Raw genomic sequence first — 20,508 nt, forward strand, 5'->3', positions numbered from 1 at the left:
TCTGATGTAGATCAAACCATGAACTTCTATAGTGGAACTACCGGAGTGCAGATGACCGCGACGGCCCACCACGACACGGAGCACAGCATGCGTCTTGACAAGTTTCTTCCGACAGCCCTGATCAGCTATTTACAGGGCAAGGAAAAGGCCGCGTTCTACCGCTATGCCCTGGTGGCGGCGCTTATCGCTGTGGTCTGCGTCATCGGGCTGCTGGCACTCGGTGAAAGCCCATGAAGCGGCCAGACCGACGCACCCGCAAGCAACGTTGCCAAACCGTTTTATCCACCGTAGTAGTTCAACCACCACCAGGAGTTGTCATGAACCTCATCAAAAACTTTATCCGCGAAGAAGATGGTGTCACCGCAATTGAATACGGTCTGATCGCTGCCCTGATCGCCGTGGTGATCATCGCCGCCGTCACCATCGTCGGTACCCAGCTGAAAAAGACCTTCAGCACCATCGGCACCAAACTCACCGCCGCGAATTGATGCAGCGCAGTCCGGGCCGGCCCCGCGCCAGCCCGGACAACCTTTTACGGCATTCCCCGGCACGCCCACCTTGACGACGCATAGCGAGGCCCATCGTGAAATCTCTCTTCACCCGTGTATCCGACGAGTCAGCCGTCACAGCGATCGAGTACGCGCTGCTGGCCGGCCTGATAGCGGCAGTGCTGGTGCTCACGATCACGCTGCTCGGTGACCAGGTCAGGCTGCTGTTTGTCTACGTCAAGGACCAAGTGGTCCTGGCCCTGTCATGAACACCCTGCGCGCCTCGCTGCGCACCCACCGCGCCCTGCTGCTGATCGTGCTGCTGTACGCCGCCGCAGCCACCGTGCTGGCCGGCAGCCTGCCCAGCCCATCGGACATCTTCAACGTGCTGGCCGGCTTCCTCGTGGCCATCCTCACGGGCCCCGTCTTCATCCTGTGCGGCTACACCATCCGCGTGATGGTGGTGCAGCGTCCGCACCGCCTGTGCCACTACCTGTACCATGATCTGCGCCGCTACCTGAGCAACGAGCGCCTGCTGCACGCGCTGCCGGCCATGCTGCTGATCCCCATCTTCGCGTCCAGCTTCACCGTCTTCAAGGCCGCCATCCCGCGCCTGCACCCCTACACCTGGGACGCCACCCTGTCCGGCTGGGACATGGCCCTGCATGGCGGCGTGGCCCCGTGGGAAAGGCTGCAGCCGCTGCTGGGCCATCCGCTGGTGACGGCCCTGCTGAACTTTTCCTACCATTTCTGGTTCTTCCTGTTTTACGCCGTGCTGTACTGGCTCATCCTCGATACCCGCCGCCCGCTGCTGCGCATGCAGTTCCTGCTCAGCTTTGCGCTGACCTGGATCGCGCTGGGCAGCATCATGGCCGTGCTGTTCGCCTCCGTCGGCCCCTGCTACTACGGCCACCTGCACGGCAGCGACCCGTATGCGCCGCTGATGGCCTACCTGCATGAAGCCAACCAGCACATCCCCGTCTGGGCCCTGCAGGTGCAGGAGATGCTGTGGCAAGGCTATCAAAGCAAGGGCGCGAACGGCGATCTGGGCATCTCCGCCATGCCCAGCATGCATGTGGCCACGGCCGTGCTGATGGCCATGATGGGCTGGCGGGTCAGCCGCGCCGCCGGGATCGCCCTGTCCGCCTTCGCCGTGCTGATCCTGCTCGGCTCCATCCACCTGGGCTGGCACTACGCCGTTGACGGCTACGTGGGAGCAGCCGGCGCGGCACTGGTCTGGCACCTGGTGGGACGCATGCTGGGAAGCCAGGCGGCGGTACCCGCGGTGAGCATGGCCACGGTGCCCTGCATGAGCAAGGGAGGGCTCACATCATGAACGCCCCCCTCCCCATGCTGCTGTGCCTGGCCGTGCTGGCCACCCTGCTCGCCGCCGCGCTGTGGCATGACCTGCGCACGCGCCGCATCCCCAACCAGCTGGTGCTGTGGGGTACCTTGGCGGGGCTGCTGCTGAACAGCTTCGTGCCGTCCGGCGCCGGCCTGTTCGACACCCCTTTCGGCGGCCTGGGCCTGCTGCAGGCGCTGGCCGGCGCCGGCGCCGGACTGGCACTGCTGCTGCCCATGTATCTGCTGCGCGCCCTGGGCGCCGGCGACGTCAAGCTGATGGCCATGTGCGGCGCCTTCCTGGGCCCCGATGCCGTGCTGGAAGCGGCCCTGCTGACGTTCCTGTGCGGCGGCGTACTGGCCCTGGCCGCCGCACTGGCCGGCCAGCGCCTGCGCCAGGTGCTGAAAAACACCTATCACATGATGCTGGGCGCCCTGCTGCACAGCCTGGCCGGCGGCGCGGCCACCATCGCCGAGCCGCCAGCGGCGACCGGCAAGCTGGCCTACGCCTTTGCCATCGCCAGCGGCACCGGCTTGCAGGTCTTCCTGCATTACACGCACCTGTGGAGCTTGCGCTGACATGCGCCGCTCCGGTCACCCCCACTAAAGGACATGATCATGGATACCCTCGCCACCCTGTGCCACTCCCGACGCGCCAGCCTGCTCACCAGCATCACCATGGCCGTCCTGTGGACCGTCTTCGCCACCGCCCATGTGGTGGGCTACCTGCACAGCGGCGACTGGAGCTATCTGCTGTTCTGCGCCGCAGAAACCCTGGCGGCCCTGTTTTTCATCGTGCGCTCGGCGCCCGTCAGCGTCTCCACCGATGCGGGCGACTGGCTGCTGGCCATCGGCGCCACCTTCGCCCCCTTCCTCTTCGCGCCATCCGACATGGCCATCTGGCCAGGCGCGCGCTACCTGCTGGCCGTCGGCAGCCTGCTGCAGATCGCCGGCCTGCTGTCGCTGAACCGCAGCTTCGGCCTGGTCGCGGCGCAGCGCGACATCAAGACGGGCGGCGTCTACCGCGTCATACGCCATCCGCTGTATGCCAGCTACCTGATTTCCCTGAGCGGCTACCTGCTGGCCAATACCTCGGCCGCCAATACGGTGACCTACGTCGCGACGATCTCGATGCTGGTGGCGCGCCTGCTGCGCGAAGAGCGCTTCCTGGCCACCGACGTGCGCTACCGCGTCTACATGCGCCAGGTGAAGTACCGCCTGCTGCCCTTCATTTTCTGATATCCGGCCATCCAAGCAAGAGGAGTACACATCATGCCTGACACCTACCCAGAACGCAGCGACGGCGGCGGCATCGAGCCGGCAGCCAGGCGCGCGCCACGCACGGTCGAGGAAACGGGACTGCCCTTCCTGTTCCTGGTCGAACTGCTGGTCAAAATACTCTTCCTGCGCGGCCAGGTCGGCCTGCCGGCGCTGTCGACCCATGTGAAGCTGGGCGCCGGCGTGCTCGAACCGCTGCTCGCCTTCATGCGTGCCGAAAAACTGTGCGAAGCGCGCCGCAACGGCAGCAGCGGCACCGACGCCGACCTGTATTACCAGCTGGGCGACCAGGGCCGCCTGCGCGCCGCCGAGTACCTGCGCCGCAACGCCTACAGCGGCCCCGCCCCCGTCACCCTGGCCGACTACAGCAACCAGGTATTGGCGCAGAGCGTGGCCCACATGCACGTCACCCGCGACGACGTGCTGCGCGAATTCCGCGACGTGGTGGCCAGTTCGGCGGTGCTCGACCAGCTGGGCGCGGCCATGAACTCCGGGCGCGCCCTGTTCTTCCACGGCCCCGCCGGCAGCGGCAAGAGCTATCTGGCCGAGCGCCTGAACGGCCTGCTCAGCGGCGCCATCGCCCTGCCGCATGCCGTGATGGTCGACGGCGAGGTACTGCCCTTCCTCGACCCCATGCTGCACACCCTGTCGAACAAGGGGCCCGTGCCGTCCGACCCGCGCTGGGTGCGCACGCAGCGTCCCGCCGTGCTGACGGGCGGCGAACTGACGCTCGACATGCTGGACCTGCAGTTCGACCAGGGCGCCCGCCTGTACCAGGCGCCGCCGCACCTGAAGGCCAACAACGGCATCTTCATCATCGACGACCTGGGCCGCCAGCGCTGCTCGCCGGTGGAGCTGATGAACCGCTGGATCGTGCCGATGGCGCGCCATATCGACTACCTGTCGCTGCACACGGGCTACAAATTCCCCGTGCCCTTCGACGTGATCGTCGTGTTTTCCTCGAACCTGGCGCCGCAGCAGCTGGCCGACGACTCCTTCCTGCGCCGCATCGGCTACAAGATCCATGTGGGTCCGTTGAGCGCCTACCACTACCTGGCCGTGTTCCGCAGCACCTGCGCCCAGCTCGGCATCAACTACGACGAAGCCTCGTACACCTACCTGCTGCACCTGCACAGCCTCTACAAGAGGCCACTGCTGGCCTGCTATCCGCGTGACATTCTGGCGCAGGTCTGCGACCAGGCACGCTATGAAGACCATCCGGCGCGACTGTCCCCGGAAGTCCTGTTCTGGGCCTGGGAAAACTATTTCGGCAGCGATGACGACCTTGCAAGCACACACACCGGACCGGCAGCGGTCCAGCAAAAAGGGGAAGCAAAATGAGAAACGCACGCGCTCTGACGATGATGGCCATTGCGGTCATCCTGGCGTTCGCCGCGGTCATCGTGGCCGCGCGCTGGATCAATGCCCAAGCCTCGGGCAACATCAACAAGGTGGCCGTGGCCCAGGTCGACATCAGCCTGGGGGCGCGCATCACGCCCGACATGGTGCGCATGGTGGACTGGCCGTCGAACGCGCTGCCGCCGGGCGCCATCAACGATCCCAAGCTGCTGGAAACGCGCGTCACGCGCACCAGCATCCAGCATGGCGAACCGATCATGGAAGGCAAGCTGGCGCCTCCGGGCACCCAGGGCGGCCTGTCGGCCGTCGTCGCCGAAGGCAAGCGCGCCATGACCGTGCGCGTCAACGATGTGGTGGGCGTGGCCGGCTTCGCCCTGCCCGGCAACTTCGTCGACATCCTCGTCAACACCCAGGGCGAGGGCGCCCGCAAGACGCCGGACCGCGATCCGAACATTTCCAAGATCGTGCTCGAACGCATACTCGTGCTGGCCATCGCCCAGGAATCGAGCCGCGACGATACCAAGCCCAAGGTGGTCAACGCGGTGACCCTGGAGCTGACGCCGGAGCAGGCGGAAAAGCTCGACCTGGCGCGCAGCGTGGGCACCCTGTCGCTGGTGCTGCGCAATCAGGTCGAGGACAAGCCCGTCAACACGGACGGCGCCACCAAGACCAGCTTGCTCGACGAAAAAGCCGCCGCCGTCGCCCCTGCCGCCATGGTGCAGGCCAAACCGGTTCTGCGCCGCCGTCCCGCCGCCGCACCCGCGCCGCAGGCCGGCCCCCGCGTCGATGTCATCAAGGGGCTGGAACGCAGCTCCCAACAATTCTAACCTGCACCAGAGGAGTCATGCCATGAGCACAAATTGCACAGCAAGCGGAAGCCGGGTACTGAGCCTGGCGCTTGCCCTCGCCATGATCGGCGCCCTGGCGCCCCAGGCGCGCAGCGAACCACTCGCCGCTACCGCCGTTGCCGCCGAAGCGGGCGCTGCCCGCAGCAGCCGCGCCGCCGCCCGTCCCAAGGCCACGCCGCCGCAAAGCGATTCGCGCGCCGGGCGCACCGAAATGGCGCCGCAAATGAGCCTGGCCGAAGGCAAGTCGACCCTGATGCGCCTGCCGTTCGCCGCCAGCCGCATGTCCGTCGGCGACCCGCGCATCGCCGACGTGATCCTGCTCAACCCCAGCGAGGTGTATCTGCTGGGACGCTCCGTCGGCACCACCAACCTGATCCTGTGGAACAAGAACAACGACGCCACCATCATCGACCTGGCCGTCGGCATCGACAGCAGCAGCCTGCAAGCGCGCATGAGCGAATTGCTGCCGAATGAAAAGAACATCCACATCACCGTGGCGGGCGACACCCTGATCCTGTCGGGCATGGTCAGCGATGCCGTCAAGGCCGACCAGGCCCTGTCGCTGGCGAACGCCTACGTGCAGCGCAGCGCGCGCAGCAGCTCCGCCAGCTCCGGCGCCGCGCCTGCCGCCCCTGCCGCCGGCGCAGCGGCCGCCCCCGCAGCCACGCCCGATGCCGCCGCCCCGCGCGTGATCAACCTGCTGTCGATCGCCGCGCCGCAGCAGGTGATGCTGGAAGTGAAGGTGGCCGAAGTGTCGAAAGTACTGGTCGACCAGCTCGGCGCCAGCCTGGGCATCAACAAGACCATCGGCAGCTGGTCGTACTCGCTGCTGTCCAGCCTGCTCAGCAACAATCCCAGCGGCTTGAGCGGCGCCAGCAAGAACAACTTCTTCAACCTCGACGCGCAAAAGCGCGATGGCCTGATCAAGGTACTGGCCGAGCCGAACATCATGGCCATCAGCGGCCAGGAAGCCAGTTTCCTGGCCGGCGGCAAAATCTTCATCCCCGTCAGCCAGACCAACAACGGCGGCGTGCCGACCATCACGCTGGAAGAGAAGGAATTCGGCGTGGCCGTGAAATTCACGCCCACCGTGCTCGAAGGGGGCCGCATCAACCTGAAGGTGGCGCCGGAAGTGTCCGACCTGAACAAGGACGGCATCGGCATCACCGCCACCGGCATCTCGACGACGGCCATCCTGCCCTCGTTCACGACGCGGCGCGCCACCACCACGGTGCAGCTGTTCGACGGCCAGAGCTTCGCCATCGGCGGCTTGATCAAGAACAACGTGACCAGCAACATCAAGGCCCTGCCGGGCCTGGGCGAAGTGCCCGTGCTGGGCGCCCTGTTCCGCAGCACGGACTTCCAGACGGACCGCTCGGAACTGGTCTTCATCATCACGCCACGACTGGTCAAGCCGCTGCCGGCCGACTACAAGCTGCCCACCGACGAATACGTGCAGCCGACGCGCGGCGACATGTTCATGCAGGGAAAAATGGAAGGTACTGCGCCCGCCGCCACGCCTGCAGCGGCACCGGAAGCGGTACCTGCGGCCCCCATGCAGCCGCAAGCGGCCGCTTCCCAGCCTGCCGCCGCCGGCTTCGACCTCAAATAGGAGAACACCATGAAAACCGCACATTGCCTGCCCTGCGCCACCCTGCTGTCGCTGCTCTCGCTGCTGGCCGGCTGCGCCGCCACCACCACGCCCGTGCTCGACTCGCATTTCGGCGAATCCGTGGCCCTGCTCAAGGCGCAGCAGATCATGTATCCGGACGCCTACCGCAACACGGACCCCGTCAGCGGCATGGACGGCAAATCCGGCGTGAGCGCCTACCAGCGCTACCAGAAATCGTTCAGCACGCCGGAACCGCAAACCAACGTCTTCGCCATCGGCGTCGGCTCGCGCCAGTAAGCGTCCGCCACGCGGCGAACTCCCCCCAGGCCACCAGGAGAAGCACATGCACACCTCATTTCGCAGGCACGACAAGCAGCAGGGCGCGATCGCCATCGTGCTCGGATTGACCCTGGTGGTGCTGTTTGCCATGGGCGGCCTGGTGCTGGACCTGGGCCACCTGTACATCGCCAAGGCCGAGCTGCAGAACGGCGCCGACAGCGCCGCGCTGGCAGGGGCCGTGGAGCTCAACCAAAGCGCGGCCGGCATCGACAATGCACAGACCCAGGCCATCGCCATCGCGCAGAAGAACCGCTACGACTTTTCCACCGCGCTGACCATCACGGCGGCCAACATCAGCTTCGGCCCCGGCCCCGACGGCCCCTGGTCGTCCGGCGCCAGCGCCCGCACCAGCCCACAGGGCCAGACCTTCATCCGCGTCGACACGGGCAGCAAGACCTTCGCCACCTACCTGATGGGCATCGCCGGCATCGCCAGCACCAGCACCTCGGGCGTGGCGGTGGCGGGCCGCTTCGTCAACGACGTCACGCCCATCGGCGTGTGCGCCGTCGACCCTGCCAACAAGACGGCGCAATACACGTATCCGGCCGCTCCGGCCGGCACGGGCCTGACGGAGCTGGTGGAATTCGGCTTTCGCCGCGGCGTCACCTACAACCTGTTCGGCCTCAATCCGCTGGGCGGCTCGTCCGACCCCTACCTGATCAACCCCGTCGACGCGCCGCCCGGCAGCTGCAGCGCCTCGCACGCGAGCGCCGCCTCCACCGCGCCGTTCATGTGCACGGGCAGCAGCGCCGTCATCACCAGCGGCACGGGCCAGGTGTACACGAACACGGGTTTGACAGCCTCGCTGGCCGCCTCGCTCAACTCGCGCTTCGACGATTATTCCTCGCCCTCCGTGTGCGACCCCATGACGGCGCCGCCCGACAGCAACATCAAGGAATATCCCTGCGTGGGCAGCTCGCCGTGCGCCGCCACTGCCGCCAATTCGCCGCCCACCGGCTGGATGCAGCCGGGCGCGAGCACCGTGCCGAGCCAGCAGTCGGTCAGCCTGGCCGGCAACAAGCCGAACTACCAGCTGCCATCGACAGGCAGCGTGCCAGTTCCCTCGGCCACGTTCGCCCAGTTCGCCGGCTACGGCGTGCTGTGGTCCTACGGCCCCGCCTACCAAAGCAATGGCGCCACGCCGGCCAAGGCCGGCACGGCGTACAGCGTCACGGACGGCAACGCCAATCCCATGTACAACACCACCAAGGCAAATTACTTCGACACGGCCAGCTACCCCGTCAGCGCCGACGCGTCCTTCCCGGCCGGCACGCCGCCGTCGCCATACAACCAGACGAGCGGCCCCACGTTCCAGGCGCCATCGGTGGCCCATCCGGGCCAGCGCAACCGGCGCATCCTCAACGTGGTGCTGGTCGACTGCCGCACGGCGCCCGTGGGGCCGGCTTCGTGCGGCAGCATGAACGCCGTCGGCATCGGCAAATTCTTCATGACGATGAAAGCCGATTTCAGCGGCGGCACCAAGCGCCTCGACGTCGAGTTCGCGGGCCTGATCGAGCCCGTGCCGAATTCCGAAATCAAGCTCTACAAGTGAGGCGGCCATGCGTACTCCCATTTCCCATCTCAGGCAGCGCGGCGGCGCCGCCGTCGAATTCGGCATCGTGCTGGCCCTGCTGGTGACCCTGCTGGCCGGCATCTTCGGCTTCGGCCGCGCCTTCTGGTATTACGACGCACTGACCAAGGCCACGCGCGACGCGGCGCGCAACATGTCCGTCAAGGCCAAGGCCAGCATCGCCTCGCAGGGCGTGCCCGCCGCCAGGCAGACGGTAGTCGATGCCGCCACCAGCGCCGGCATCAGCGGCTTCACCACGGCCAACGTAACGGTCACCTGCCTGGACGCGAGTTTCGGCGACAGCAGCTGCACCGACGGCACGGCGCCCGGCGGCATCCGCGTCGAGGTTGTCAACTACACGCTGTCCGTCGGCCAGTACCTGCCCTTCGTGATCGGCTCTGCCACCAGCTACAACACGCCGCTGGCGCCGCGCACCACCATGCGCTACATGCTGTAAGGAGAACGCCATGCGCCACCGCCTCCCCCCCGCTACCCGGGCCGGCCGCCAGCAAGGCGCCGCCGCCGTCGAATTCGCCCTGGTGGCGCTGCTGTTTTTCACGCTGCTGTTCGCCATCCTGGAATTCGGCCGCCTGCTGTACCTGTACAACACGGTGCAGGAAGTGAGCCGCCGCGCCGCACGCGAGGCGGTGGTGCGCTGGATCGACCAGACCGACACCGTCAAGACGCTGGCCCTGTTCGGCGGCACGGCCCTGCCGGCCGCGCCCGAGGTCACGGCGGCCAATATCACCATCAGCTACCTGAACAAGAGCGGCGCCGAAGTGACGCTGGCGCCAGCCGACCCCGGCGACAACCTGTCGGCCTGCGGCGACATCACGCGCACGGCCAGCTGCATCGACAGCGTGCGCGTGTCGATCGACAACGTCAGCTATACGCCGATGGTCAGCCTGTTCGGTTTCCTCAATATCGCCCTGCCCGCCTCGGTAGTCGTCATGCACGCCGAAAGCCTGGGTTTCCAGATCAACTGAACGCCATTACCGGGAGCACCAAGTGAATATCGTCATCGTTTCGAAGAATGAAGCCCAGCTCAAGCGGCTGACCCGTCTGCTGCGCGAACGCAGCGCGGCCGACCGCGTCTCGCTGCTGGCGAGCACGCCGGACATGTTCGACAACGGCATCACGCCGGACCTGCTGCTGCTGGAACAGGAACACATCGGCGAGGAGGAGCTGGAACGGCTGGAGCTGCTGGGCGGCCGCCACCCGGCCCTGGCCATCATCCTGCAGTGTCCTCAGCAAAGCCCGCAATTCCTGCTGCGCTCGATGCGCGCCGGCGTGCGCGAAGTACTGCCGCCCGACGATGATGCGGCCTTGTGCGCGGCGCTGCGGCGCATCGAGGACAAACTGCAGAAGCAGGTCACGCGCAAAGGCCAGGTGCTGGCCTTCGTGTCATGCAAGGGGGGCAGCGGCGCCACCTTCATCGCCGCCAACCTCGGTTATGCGCTGGCCGCCGGCGACCAGCGCAAGGTGGCGCTGTTCGACCTGAACCTGCAATTCGGCGACGCTGCCCTGTTCGTCTCGGACCACAAGCCGGCCACCACGCTGTCGCAGCTGTCGCAGCAGATACTGCGCCTCGACGCCTCGCTGCTGAACGCCAGCATGATCCAGATCACGCCGTCCTACAGCGTACTGGCCGCCGCCGACGACCCCGCCCATGCGACGGACATCGAAGCGGACCATATCGACCGCCTGCTGACGCTGGCGCGCAGCCAGTACGACTACATCCTGCTCGACGTGGGACGGGGCCTGGACGCCGTCAGCGTGCGCGCGCTGGACCGGGCCGACCTGATCTTCCCCGTGCTGCAGGCGACCCTGCCGTACGTACGCGACGGCAAGCGCCTGCTCGACGTGTTCCGCGGCCTCGGCTACCGCGAAGACAAGATCCGCCTGATCCTGAACCGCTATGCCAGCAGCGACAGCATCCGCGTGGCCGACCTGGAGGCGGCGTACGGCAAGCACGTCTACAAATCCATCCCCAACCACTACGAGGCGGTGGCGGCCTCCGTCAGCCAGGGCGTGCCCATCCTCAAGCTGGCGCCGCACAATCCCGTCTCGCGCGCCCTGCAGGAACTGGCCGCCAGCCTGGCCGGCGAGACGCCGCCGGCCGCGCAAGGCTGGGTGGCGCGCCTGCTGGCGCGCGCCTGATTCCCCATTCACCGGAGACCGACCATGACTGCCGAAAAACTCACCTTGCGGGACCGCCTGGGCTACGCCCACGATGACGCCAGCCTGAATGACGGCGCCGCGCACCAGGGCGCCGCCAGCCAGAGCTACCAGCAATTGAAGCACCGTACCCACCAGGCCCTGCTCGACCGCGTCGACCTGGAAGGCATGCAGCGCCTGTCGCGCGAGCAGATCCGCGAGGAGCTGAAGATCCTCGTCAGCGACGTGCTCACGGAAGACAATGTCGTGATCAACGACCTGGAACGGCGCTCGCTGATCCGCGACATCCAGGACGAGGTGCTGGGCTTCGGCCCGCTCGAACCGCTGCTGGCCGATCCCAGCGTGTCCGACATCCTCGTCAACAACTACCGCCAGGTGTATGTCGAGCGCCATGGCCGCCTGGAACTGAGCGACATCTGCTTCACCGACGATGCGCATTTGATGAAGATCATCGACAAGATCGTCTCGCGCGTGGGCCGCCGCATCGACGAATCGAGTCCCATGGTCGACGCGCGCCTGCCGGACGGCTCGCGCGTCAACGCCATCATCCCGCCGCTGGCCATCGACGGCCCGGTGATGTCGATCCGCCGCTTTTCGGCCCAGCCCCTGCGCCTGGCCGACCTGATGCTCAAGCACAGCCTGACCGAGGAAATGAGCACCGTCCTGCAGGCGCTGGGCAAGGCCAAGATGAACATCCTGATCTCGGGCGGCACAGGCAGCGGCAAGACCACCATGCTCAACGCCATTTCCGGTTTCATCAGCGCGGCCGAGCGCATCGTCACCATCGAGGATGCGGCCGAGCTGCAGATGCAGCAGCCGCACGTGGTGCGCCTGGAAACGCGCCCGCCGAACATCGAGGGCAAGGGCGAGGTGACGCAGCGCGCCCTGGTGCGCAATGCGCTGCGCATGCGCCCCGACCGCATCATCCTGGGCGAGGTGCGCGGCGCCGAGGCGCTCGACATGCTGGGCGCCATGAACACCGGGCATGAAGGCTCGATGGCCACCATCCACGCCAACACCCCGCGCGATGCGCTGACGCGGCTGGAAAACATGATCAGCATGGCCTCGGCCGCCCTGCCCGTGAAAGCCATGCGCCAGCAGATCAGCTCCGCCATCAGCGTGGTGGTGCAGGTATCGCGCCTGACGGATGGCAAGCGCAAGGTCACCTCGATCCAGGAAATCACGGGCATGGAGGGCGAGATGATCACCATGCAGGAAATCTTCACCTTCCGCCAGACGGGCATCGCCGAAGACGGCAGCGTGCAAGGGCATTTCCATGCCAGCGGCGTGCGCCCCCGCTTCCTCGAGCGCCTGCGCGCCTTCGGCATCACCCTGCCGGAGACCCTGTTCGATCCTGCCCGCCAGTACCACTAAGGGGAACGCCATGGACTATCTTTACTACGTATTCGCCATCCTCACCTTCATCGCCGTGGTGCTGCTGATCGAAGGCCTGTACCTGGCGTGGAACAGCGCACGCGGCCCGGAAGCGGAAAAAGTCGCGCGCCGCCTGCGCATCATGTCGGCCGGCGCGCATGGCGAGACGGGCAGCTCGATGATCAAGAAGCGCCTGCTGAGCGAAACGCCGGCCCTGCAGCGCCTGCTGCTCAGCGTGCCCCGCGTGCATGCGCTCGACCGCCTGCTGGAACAATCGGGGCTGACCTGGAGCGTGGCCAGCTTCGTCGGGGTGATGCTGGCCACGGCCGGCACCGCGTTTCTGCTGCTTAGCTATTTCAGCGTGCCATGGGCCCTGCGCCTGCCGCTGGTGGCCGGAGCAGCCCTGCTGCCGCTGCTGGTGGTCCTGCGCGCCAAGGCCAAGCGCCTGCAGCGCATCGAACAGCAGTTGCCCGACGCGCTGGACCTGATGGCGCGCGCCCTGCGGGCCGGCCACGCCTTTCCCACGGCCCTGAAGATGGTCGGCGATGAAATGAACGCGCCGCTGGCCGTGGAATTTCGCGCCACCTTCGATGAAGTCAATTTCGGCATCGCCATGCCCGATGCCCTGATGAACCTGGCAACGCGCGTGCCCAGCACCGACCTGCGCTACTTCGTCATCGCCGTGCTGATCCAGCGCGAAACGGGCGGCAACCTGGCCGAATTGCTCGACAGCATCAGCCGCATCATCCGCGAACGCATCAAGCTGCTGGGCCAGGTGCGCGTGCTGTCGGCCGAGGGCCGGCTGTCGGCCTGGATACTGTCGCTGCTGCCCTTCGGCGCGGCCGCCATGATCCACCTGACCAACCCGCAATTCCTGGAAATGCTGTTTGTCGATCCGGGCGGCCGCAAGATGCTGATCGGCGCCCTGCTGCTGATGGTATGCGGCGTCTTTGTCATGCGCAACATCATCCGCATCCGCGTCTGAGCCAGCAAGGAGAACTCTCATGAATCCCGTGAATATCGCATTTCTCGCCCTGCTCTTCATTGCCGTGTTCGGCACCGCATTGCTCGCCCTGCGCAGCTTTTCGCCGGACCCGCTGCGCCAGCGCCTCGACAACGCCGCCGGCAAGGCCGCGCCGTCGCCGGGCGCGTCGGCACCCAACCCCTGGCTGGCGCGCATGGTACGCCTGACGGGACCGCTGGCAAAACTGTCGCTGCCCGAGCAGGGCTGGGAAAACTCCGTGATGCGCCGGCGCTTCATGAATGCCGGCCTGCGCCAGGCTGCCACGCCCATCCTGTTCTTTTCCGCCAAGACCATGCTGGCCATCGGCCTGCCGCTGCTGCTGTTCCTCGGGCTGAGCGCATCGGGCCATCAGATGGCCGGCAAGGCGATCCTGTTCTGGCTGCTGACGGTGGCCGCCATCGGCTATTACCTGCCCAATATTGTGCTGGCGCAAATGATCAAGCGGCGCCAGCGCGAGATTTTCGAAAGCTTTCCCGATGCGCTGGACCTGATGACGGTGTGCGTGGAAGCGGGCCTGGCCATGGACGCGGCGCTGGCCCGCGTCGCCGCCGAGATCGCCCTGAAAAGCACGGTGCTGGCCGAGGAACTGCACCTGGTGATATTGGAGCTGCGTGCCGGCAACACCAAGGAGCGCGCGCTGCGCAATCTGGCCCTGCGCACGGGGGTCGAGGATGTCGACGCGCTGGTGGCCATGCTGATCCAGGCCGAGCGCTTCGGCACCAGCATCGCCGCCTCGCTGCGCGTGCAGTCGGACCAGCTGCGCACCAAGCGGCGCCAGCGCGCCGAGGAAGAGGCGGCGAAAATCGCCCTCAAGCTGCTGTTTCCGTTGATTTTCTTCATCTTTCCCTCGCTGCTGGTCGTCCTGATGGGGCCAGCCTTCCTGCAAATCTACCGCGTGCTCCTGCCCAGCATGGGCAGCGGCAGCTGACCGGAGAATCGCCATGTCACAGCACACCTCATTGATGCTCATGCTGGCCTGCGCCGGCCTGCTGCCCGCCTGCGGCAACCTGCCCGCCCCGGCCAACCACGCTGCGCCGCCCCAGGCGCGCAGCGACACCAGCCCAGCCACGCGCGCTGCCGCATACTGCAAGCTGGGCAAGCGCATGCAGGAACTGGGCGACCCGCGCGCCGCGCTGGCCGCCTACCACGACGCGCTGCTGCTCGACCCCGTCTCGCCCGATGCGCGCAATGGCGCCGCCGTGCTGCAAGCCCAGCTGGGCCAGCTGGAAACGGCGCGCACCATGCTGCAGGCACTGGCGCACGAGGCGCCCACGGCCAGGACCTACAACAACCTCGGCTACGTGCTGTACCTGCAGGGCGACTACGCCCAGGCGGCCACGGTGCTGCGCCAGTCGCTGCAGCTCGACAACGGCCAGCAGCCGGCGCGCGCCAACCTGGACCTGGCCATCGCGGCGCTGGCGCGCAGTGTCAGCACGCTCGACACGACAACGGCCGCCATCGCACCCGACCTGGCGCCGACGCCCGCGCCCAGCGCGCCAGCCACGCGCCTGCAACTGACGCAATTGCAGCCCAACATCTTTGTGCTGGGCTGGCGCGAGGCACCCGCCGTGGCTGCCAGCGCTGCCATGCAGGCAGCCGCCGCAAAGGCCGCGCCTGCGCCAGCGGTGGCGCTGGCAAACAAGGCGAGGCTGGAAGTGATCAACGGGAATGGTGAAGCGGGCATGGCCGCGCGCATGCGCAAGCTGCTGGGCGGCATGGGCATCGCCGTCTTCAGGCTGGGCAACCAGCGCCCCTACGGGCAGCAGGCCAGCAGCATCGTCTACCGGCCCGGCCATGCCGCCGACGCGGCCGCGCTGGCGCAGGCGCTCGGCGGCATGCCGCAATTGCAGGCGGAGAAGGACGACGGCGCGGGCATCGGCAGCAACGCCGACCTGCGTCTGTTGCTGGGCAAGGATGCCGTGGCGGTCGCGGGCCTGCGGGCAGCGGCGCCGCTGCTGGCGTCGAACCTGGCGCCCTAGGAGCGCTTAGCGGGGCAGCAGCGTGCGGTCGGCCGGGTCGAGCAAGAAGCGTTGCAGGATGTCCTGCAGCTGCGGCAGCTGCGCCACGTAGGCGGGAATGCCCAGCTGGCGCGCGCCGAAATAGTGGGCGATGATGTCTCCCTGCTGTTCCATGTTGAAGTCGGACAGGACGCCGCCGGCCTGCGCATCGTAGCGGTAGGCGCGCTGCCCGATGTAGCCGCCGCGCAGCGCCAGCAGCACGCCATGCAGCAGCACGCTGTAGCCGAGCTGGTACTGCCACACGTGCACCATTTCGTGGATGAAGAACAGCTTGCCGCCATTGCCTTCGCGGGAAAAATCGTCGCGGTACTGGGCCGGCATGAAATGCAGGCTGCCGCGCGGCGTCATGGCCGTATTCTGGTCCTGCAGGCCGAACGGCAGAAAGGAGCCGCGCACCACGCGCACGCGCGCGTAGTCGATGGCGCCCTGGAAGACGCTGCGGGCCATGGCGGTTTCGCCGATGGTGAGGGGGCGGCGCAAGACTCGCATAAGAAGAAGAGAAGAAAGCGCGGCAGGCGTAAAGCCTGCCGCGCCAGTACCGCTTAAGCCAATCGAAGACCGCTGGCAGCCTTGGCGATTTCCGTGATGCGGTCCCAGTTGCCGGCCGCGATCGCGTCTTTCGGCGTCAGCCACGAACCGCCCACGCAGGCGACGTTCTTGCAGGCCAGGAACTGCGACGCCGTCTCTTGCGAGATGCCGCCCGTCGGGCAGAAGGTGATGTCCGGCAGCGGGCCGTAGATGGCGTTGAGCATGCCGATGCCGCCGGCCGGCACGGCCGGGAACAACTTCAGCTGCTGGAAGCCGTTTTCACGCGCCGCCATCACTTCACCGGGCGTCATCACGCCCGGCAGCAGGGGCAGGCCGCTGCTTTTCGCCGCCGCCACCAGGGCCGACGTCAGGCCCGGCGAGACGCCGAAGACGGCGCCCGCATCGCGCGCCTGGGCGAATTCCTCGGGACGGGTCAGGGTGCCCACGCCGACGATGGCGCCCGGCACTTCCGACATGGCGCGAATCGCTTCCAGGCCGTGCTTGGTGCGCAGGGTCACTTCCAGCACGCGGATGCCGCCCGCCACCAGCGCGCGCGCCAGCGGTACGGCGTGGTCGGGGTCGTCGATCGCGATCACGGGGATCACGCTCGAGGTGCGCATAATTTCCAGTAGTGTCATGGTCATCTCTTATTTCCTAGCCAAAAAGTCTTCATCGGAACCCGGCACGGTATCGCCGACATTGTCGGCGTCGTGCAAGGCGACGGTGGTGGGAATCGGCGACGGCAGGCCGAAGGTGGTGGCACCCTCTTCCGCCGCGCTGACGGTGGAACGGAACATGGAAAACAGCTCGCGGCCCATGCCGATGTGGTTCGGCGACAGGTCGGCCGTGACCAGCGCACGGGCGTGCCAGACGTCGGCCGGCACCAGCGCCTCCAGTACGCCCGTGAAGGCGTCGAGGCGGATGATGTCGCCGTCGCGCACGAGGCCCAGGGGGCCGCCGGCGAGGATTTCAGGCGAGACGTGGATGGCGGCCGGCACCTTGCCCGACGCGCCCGACATGCGGCCATCGGTGACCAGCGCCACGTGACGGCCCGCATCCTGCAGGTTGGCCAGCGCGGGCGTGAGTGCATGCAGTTCCGGCATGCCGTTGGCGCGCGGGCCCTGGAAGCGCAGCACGGCGACGAAATCGCGGTCCAGCGTGCCGGCCTTGTAGGCGGCCATGAAGTCTTCCTGCGAATTGAATACCAGCGCAGGCGCCTCCACCGTGCGGTGCTGCGGCTTGACGGCCGAGACCTTCATCACGGCGCGGCCCAGGTTGCCCGCCACCAGCACCATGCCGCCGTCCGGCGCGAACGGGTTCGAGGCCGGGCGCAGCACGTTTTCGTCGGCGCTGGCGGCCGGCGCATCCTTCCAGAAGACCTTGCCGTCTTCGCCCAGGAACGGTTCCATGCAGTGCGCGCGCAAGCCGTGGCCCAGGATGGTGTTGACGTCCTCGTGCAACAGGCCCGCGTCCAGCAGTTCGCGGATCAGATAACCGGTGCCGCCGGCCGCGTGGAAATGGTTCACGTCGGCGTCGCCGTTCGGGTAGATGCGCGTGAGCATGGGCACGATGGCCGACAATTCATTGAAATCGTTCCAGTCGATGACGATGCCGGCCGCCTTGGCAATCGCCACCAGGTGCAGGGTGTGGTTGGTCGAACCGCCCGTGGCCAGCAAGCCGACGACGGCGTTGACGATACATTTCTCGTCAACAATATGACCGACTGGCAAGTAATTGGCGCTTTGCGCCGTGATGCCGGCCGCGCGCTGGGCGGCGGCCTTGGTCAGCGCATCGCGCAGCGGCGTGTTCGGCGTAATGAAGGCGGCACCCGGCAAGTGCAGGCCCATCACTTCCATCAGCATCTGGTTGCTGTTGGCGGTACCATAAAAAGTACAGGTGCCGGCGCCGTGGTAGGCTTTCGACTCGCCTTCGAGCAAGTCTTCGCGCGTGGCCTTGCCTTGCGCATACAATTGGCGCACCTTGGCTTTTTCCTGGTTCGACAGGCCCGACGTCATCGGACCGGCCGGCACGAAGACGGCCGGCAAGTGGCCGAAGTGCAGCGCACCGATCAACAGGCCCGGCACGATCTTGTCGCACACGCCCAGGTACAGCGCCGCATCGAACATATTGTGCGACAGCGCCACGGCCGTCGACATGGCGATGGTATCGCGCGAGAACAGCGACAGTTCCATGCCCGGCTGGCCTTGCGTTACGCCATCGCACATGGCGGGCACGCCGCCGGCGAACTGGGCGACGGCGCCCACCTCGCGCACGGCCTGCTTGATGATCTGCGGAAAGCCCTCAAAAGGCTGGTGTGCCGACAGCATGTCGTTGTACGAGGAAACGATGGCCACGGACGGCTTCTTGTACTCTTTCAGCGACAGTTTGTCGTTGGCGGGAAAGGCGGCAAAGCCGTGCGCCAGGTTGGTGCACGACAGGGCGCCGCGCTGCACGCCCTGGATGCGGGCCGCATCCAGATGCGCCAGGTAGGCGCCGCGCGATGGCCGGCTGCGCGCGATGATGCGCGCTGTTACGGATTCGACTACTGGATGCAGCGCCATATGGATTTCCTTAAAAATGAGTATTTCGTGAAATTTTACTACAAAATGGTCACGCAGAAGCACTCTTGCCGTGGCCAGTGGCGAAAATAATCCATTTTTCCACGACCTTTCAAGGCAAAACAACAGCGCGCCACGTCCATCCGTCTTGCCTTCCTATCTAATGCAGCGCGGAGAAAACGGTGAAAAAATGCTGAAAATGCCATGCGCCTGCACAAACTGTAGTGAAATTACGTTTTTCTGATGTATTATTCTCATACCAACGCCGGAACCCCCGCCCCTTTCAACCGAGACAAGCACCCAAGCCGACCGCCATGCGCCAGCCAGCACCTACTCCCGCCATCACCGCCACCGCCAGTTTCCAGTCCCTGCAAGCGCATAGCGCCAGCCTGCGCGAAGTGCATCTGCGCCAGCTGTTCGCGGCAGACCCCGCCCGCTTTTCCAGCATGACGGTGGATGCGGCCGGCCTGCTGCTCGATTACTCGAAGAACCGGGTCGACAGCACCACCATGGCACTGCTGATGGACCTGGCCCGCGAGCGCGGCGTGGAGGCGCAGCGCGAAGCCATGTTCACCGGCGAGAAAATCAATCTTACCGAACATCGGGCCGTTCTGCATACGGCCTTGCGCGCACCGCGCGGCACCCGGCTGGTGGTCGATGGCCAGGATATCGATGCCGATGTGCAAGATGTATTGCAGCGAATGAAAGCGTTCACGGACAAAGTGCGCAATGGCAGCTGGCTCGGCTACACAGGCAAACCGATCTGCGACATCGTCAATATCGGCATCGGCGGCTCGGACCTGGGGCCGAAGATGGCTTGCCTGGCGCTGCGCTCGTATGCCAACCCCGGCCTGGAAATGCACTTTGTGTCCAACGTCGACGGCCACGACATGGAAGCGACCCTGTCGAAGGTCGATCCGGAAACGACCCTGTTCATCGTGGCTTCGAAAACGTTTGTGACAGCCGAAACCATGCTCAACGCTAACACGGCGCGCGCCTGGTTCCTGCTCGAAGGCCAAGAGCAAGACCTGGCCAGGCACTTCGTGGCCGTCTCGACCAACACGCAAGCCATCGTCGACTTCGGCATTGCGCCGGAAAACATGTTCCCGTTCTGGGACTGGGTGGGTGGCCGCTATTCCGTCTGGTCGTCGATCGGCCTGGCCGTGGCGCTGTCGGTCGGTTTTGAATACTTCAGCGATTTCCTCGCCGGCGCGCATGCGATGGATCAACACTTCCGCCAGGCCCCGCTGGAAGACAACATGCCCGTCGTGCTCGCCATGGTGGGCTTCTGGAACCGCCAGTTCCTCGACTGCGGCTCCGTGTCCATCGCGCCCTACCACCAGGATCTGAGCCGCTTTGCCGCCTATTTGCAGCAGCTGGACATGGAGAGCAACGGCAAGGGCGTCACCAAGGATGGCGTGCCTGTCGACGTGCCCACCGGCCCCGTCATCTGGGGCGATTGCGGCACGAATGCGCAGCACGCGTATTTCCAGCTGCTGCACCAGGGCACGGACATCACGCCCATCGACTTCATCGCCGCCCTGCGCGCCACGCACGACTTGCCGGGCCACCACGATGCCCTGCTGGCGAACTGCTTCGCCCAGTCGGAAGCCTTCATGACGGGCAAGACGGCCGAGGAAGTGCGCCTTGACCTGCAGGCACAGGGTTTGCCGGACAGCGAGATCGAGGCACTGGTGCCGCACAAGACCTTCCCCGGCAACCGCCCCAGCAACACCATCTTGATGGACCAGCTGACCCCGACCACCCTGGGCGCCCTGATCGCCCTGTACGAACACAAGACCTTCGTGCAGGGCGTCTTGTGGAACGTCAACAGTTTCGACCAGTGGGGTGTGGAACTGGGCAAGGTGCTGGCCAAGAAAATCCAGGCCGAGCTGACGGGCGAAGCCCGTCCCGACCACCACGACAGCTCGACCAATGGCTTGATCGCGCTGGCGAAAGCCGCCAAGGCGGCGTATTAACTTAATTGAGGTTT

General features: G+C 66.3%; 22 protein-coding genes. 19 read left to right on the top strand and 3 right to left on the bottom strand.

Features of this window, described 5'->3' with window-relative positions; all coding sequences use genetic code 11:
- Positions 1-51: 51 nt before the first annotated feature.
- The 18 genes from BXA07_RS11455 (at position 52) to BXA07_RS11540 (ending at position 15,390) form a co-directional block, all read left to right on the top strand.
- A complete protein-coding gene (locus BXA07_RS11455; RefSeq protein WP_139335535.1) occupies positions 52-234 on the top strand; it encodes a hypothetical protein in 183 nt (60 codons plus the stop codon).
- Positions 235-317: 83 nt separating this feature from the next.
- Entirely contained in the window at positions 318-488 is a 171-nt protein-coding gene (locus BXA07_RS11460; protein WP_076568067.1) for a Flp family type IVb pilin, read from the top strand.
- Positions 489-583: 95 nt separating this feature from the next.
- The gene (locus BXA07_RS11465; RefSeq protein WP_076568068.1) at positions 584-757 is read left to right on the top strand and encodes a Flp family type IVb pilin; all 174 of its coding nucleotides are present in this window, start codon (positions 584-586) and stop codon (positions 755-757) included.
- A complete protein-coding gene (locus BXA07_RS11470) occupies positions 754-1,824 on the top strand; it encodes a phosphatase PAP2 family protein (protein WP_076568069.1) in 1,071 nt (356 codons plus the stop codon). The genes BXA07_RS11465 and BXA07_RS11470 overlap by 4 nt, the downstream gene beginning before the upstream one ends.
- A complete protein-coding gene (locus BXA07_RS11475) occupies positions 1,821-2,408 on the top strand; it encodes a prepilin peptidase (protein WP_212592289.1) in 588 nt (195 codons plus the stop codon). The genes BXA07_RS11470 and BXA07_RS11475 overlap by 4 nt, the downstream gene beginning before the upstream one ends.
- A gap of 39 nt (positions 2,409-2,447) precedes the next feature.
- On the top strand, positions 2,448-3,068 hold the full coding sequence (locus BXA07_RS11480; protein ID WP_076568224.1) for a methyltransferase family protein: 621 nt from the start codon (positions 2,448-2,450) through the stop codon (positions 3,066-3,068).
- Between the two features lie 33 nt (positions 3,069-3,101).
- Positions 3,102-4,448 (top strand): ATPase, encoded by a 1,347-nt coding sequence (locus tag BXA07_RS11485; protein ID WP_076568071.1) that lies wholly within the window; start codon positions 3,102-3,104, stop codon positions 4,446-4,448.
- Entirely contained in the window at positions 4,445-5,293 is an 849-nt protein-coding gene (gene cpaB, locus BXA07_RS11490) for a Flp pilus assembly protein CpaB (protein WP_076568072.1), read from the top strand. The genes BXA07_RS11485 and cpaB overlap by 4 nt, the downstream gene beginning before the upstream one ends.
- Before the next feature lie 22 nt (positions 5,294-5,315).
- The gene (locus BXA07_RS11495; RefSeq protein ID WP_076568073.1) at positions 5,316-6,926 is read left to right on the top strand and encodes a type II and III secretion system protein family protein; all 1,611 of its coding nucleotides are present in this window, start codon (positions 5,316-5,318) and stop codon (positions 6,924-6,926) included.
- Between the two features lie 9 nt (positions 6,927-6,935).
- Positions 6,936-7,223: a hypothetical protein gene (locus tag BXA07_RS11500; RefSeq protein ID WP_076568074.1), complete on the top strand. Its 288-nt coding sequence runs from the start codon at positions 6,936-6,938 to the stop codon at positions 7,221-7,223.
- Positions 7,224-7,269: 46 nt separating this feature from the next.
- Entirely contained in the window at positions 7,270-8,817 is a 1,548-nt protein-coding gene (locus BXA07_RS11505; protein ID WP_076568075.1) for a TadE/TadG family type IV pilus assembly protein, read from the top strand.
- Positions 8,818-8,824: 7 nt separating this feature from the next.
- On the top strand, positions 8,825-9,292 hold the full coding sequence (locus BXA07_RS11510) for a TadE/TadG family type IV pilus assembly protein (RefSeq protein ID WP_076568076.1): 468 nt from the start codon (positions 8,825-8,827) through the stop codon (positions 9,290-9,292).
- A 10-nt stretch (positions 9,293-9,302) separates the two neighbouring features.
- The gene (locus tag BXA07_RS11515) at positions 9,303-9,821 is read left to right on the top strand and encodes a TadE/TadG family type IV pilus assembly protein (RefSeq protein WP_076568077.1); all 519 of its coding nucleotides are present in this window, start codon (positions 9,303-9,305) and stop codon (positions 9,819-9,821) included.
- A gap of 22 nt (positions 9,822-9,843) precedes the next feature.
- A complete protein-coding gene (locus BXA07_RS11520) occupies positions 9,844-10,995 on the top strand; it encodes a CpaE/TadZ family protein (protein ID WP_076568078.1) in 1,152 nt (383 codons plus the stop codon).
- Between the two features lie 24 nt (positions 10,996-11,019).
- Complete coding sequence (locus tag BXA07_RS11525; RefSeq protein ID WP_076568079.1) at positions 11,020-12,387, top strand: TadA family conjugal transfer-associated ATPase; 1,368 nt, start codon at positions 11,020-11,022, stop codon at positions 12,385-12,387.
- A gap of 10 nt (positions 12,388-12,397) precedes the next feature.
- Positions 12,398-13,372, top strand: coding sequence for a type II secretion system F family protein (locus tag BXA07_RS11530; RefSeq protein WP_076568080.1), 975 nt, complete (start codon positions 12,398-12,400; stop codon positions 13,370-13,372).
- Between the two features lie 19 nt (positions 13,373-13,391).
- A complete protein-coding gene (locus BXA07_RS11535) occupies positions 13,392-14,339 on the top strand; it encodes a type II secretion system F family protein (protein ID WP_076568081.1) in 948 nt (315 codons plus the stop codon).
- A gap of 13 nt (positions 14,340-14,352) precedes the next feature.
- Positions 14,353-15,390 (top strand): LytR C-terminal domain-containing protein, encoded by a 1,038-nt coding sequence (locus tag BXA07_RS11540; RefSeq protein WP_083708172.1) that lies wholly within the window; start codon positions 14,353-14,355, stop codon positions 15,388-15,390.
- 6 nt (positions 15,391-15,396) lie between these two features.
- Here the strand turns inward: BXA07_RS11540 and BXA07_RS11545 are convergent, their stop codons facing one another.
- From BXA07_RS11545 to edd, 3 genes are all read right to left on the bottom strand, one after another.
- Complete coding sequence (locus BXA07_RS11545; RefSeq protein ID WP_083708173.1) at positions 15,397-15,909, bottom strand: hypothetical protein; 513 nt, start codon at positions 15,907-15,909, stop codon at positions 15,397-15,399.
- A gap of 62 nt (positions 15,910-15,971) precedes the next feature.
- Positions 15,972-16,601: a bifunctional 4-hydroxy-2-oxoglutarate aldolase/2-dehydro-3-deoxy-phosphogluconate aldolase gene (gene eda, locus BXA07_RS11550; protein WP_076568084.1), complete on the bottom strand. Its 630-nt coding sequence runs from the start codon at positions 16,599-16,601 to the stop codon at positions 15,972-15,974.
- A gap of 3 nt (positions 16,602-16,604) precedes the next feature.
- Positions 16,605-18,518: a phosphogluconate dehydratase gene (gene edd, locus BXA07_RS11555; protein ID WP_076568085.1), complete on the bottom strand. Its 1,914-nt coding sequence runs from the start codon at positions 18,516-18,518 to the stop codon at positions 16,605-16,607.
- A 311-nt stretch (positions 18,519-18,829) separates the two neighbouring features.
- Between edd and pgi the strand changes: the two genes are divergently transcribed.
- A complete protein-coding gene (gene pgi / locus BXA07_RS11560) occupies positions 18,830-20,494 on the top strand; it encodes a glucose-6-phosphate isomerase (RefSeq protein ID WP_076568086.1) in 1,665 nt (554 codons plus the stop codon).
- The last annotated feature ends 14 nt before the right edge of the window (positions 20,495-20,508 follow it).

This window comes from Janthinobacterium sp. TND4EL3 (genome assembly GCF_900156175.1).
Taxonomy (GTDB): Bacteria; Pseudomonadota; Gammaproteobacteria; order Burkholderiales; family Burkholderiaceae_D; genus Janthinobacterium.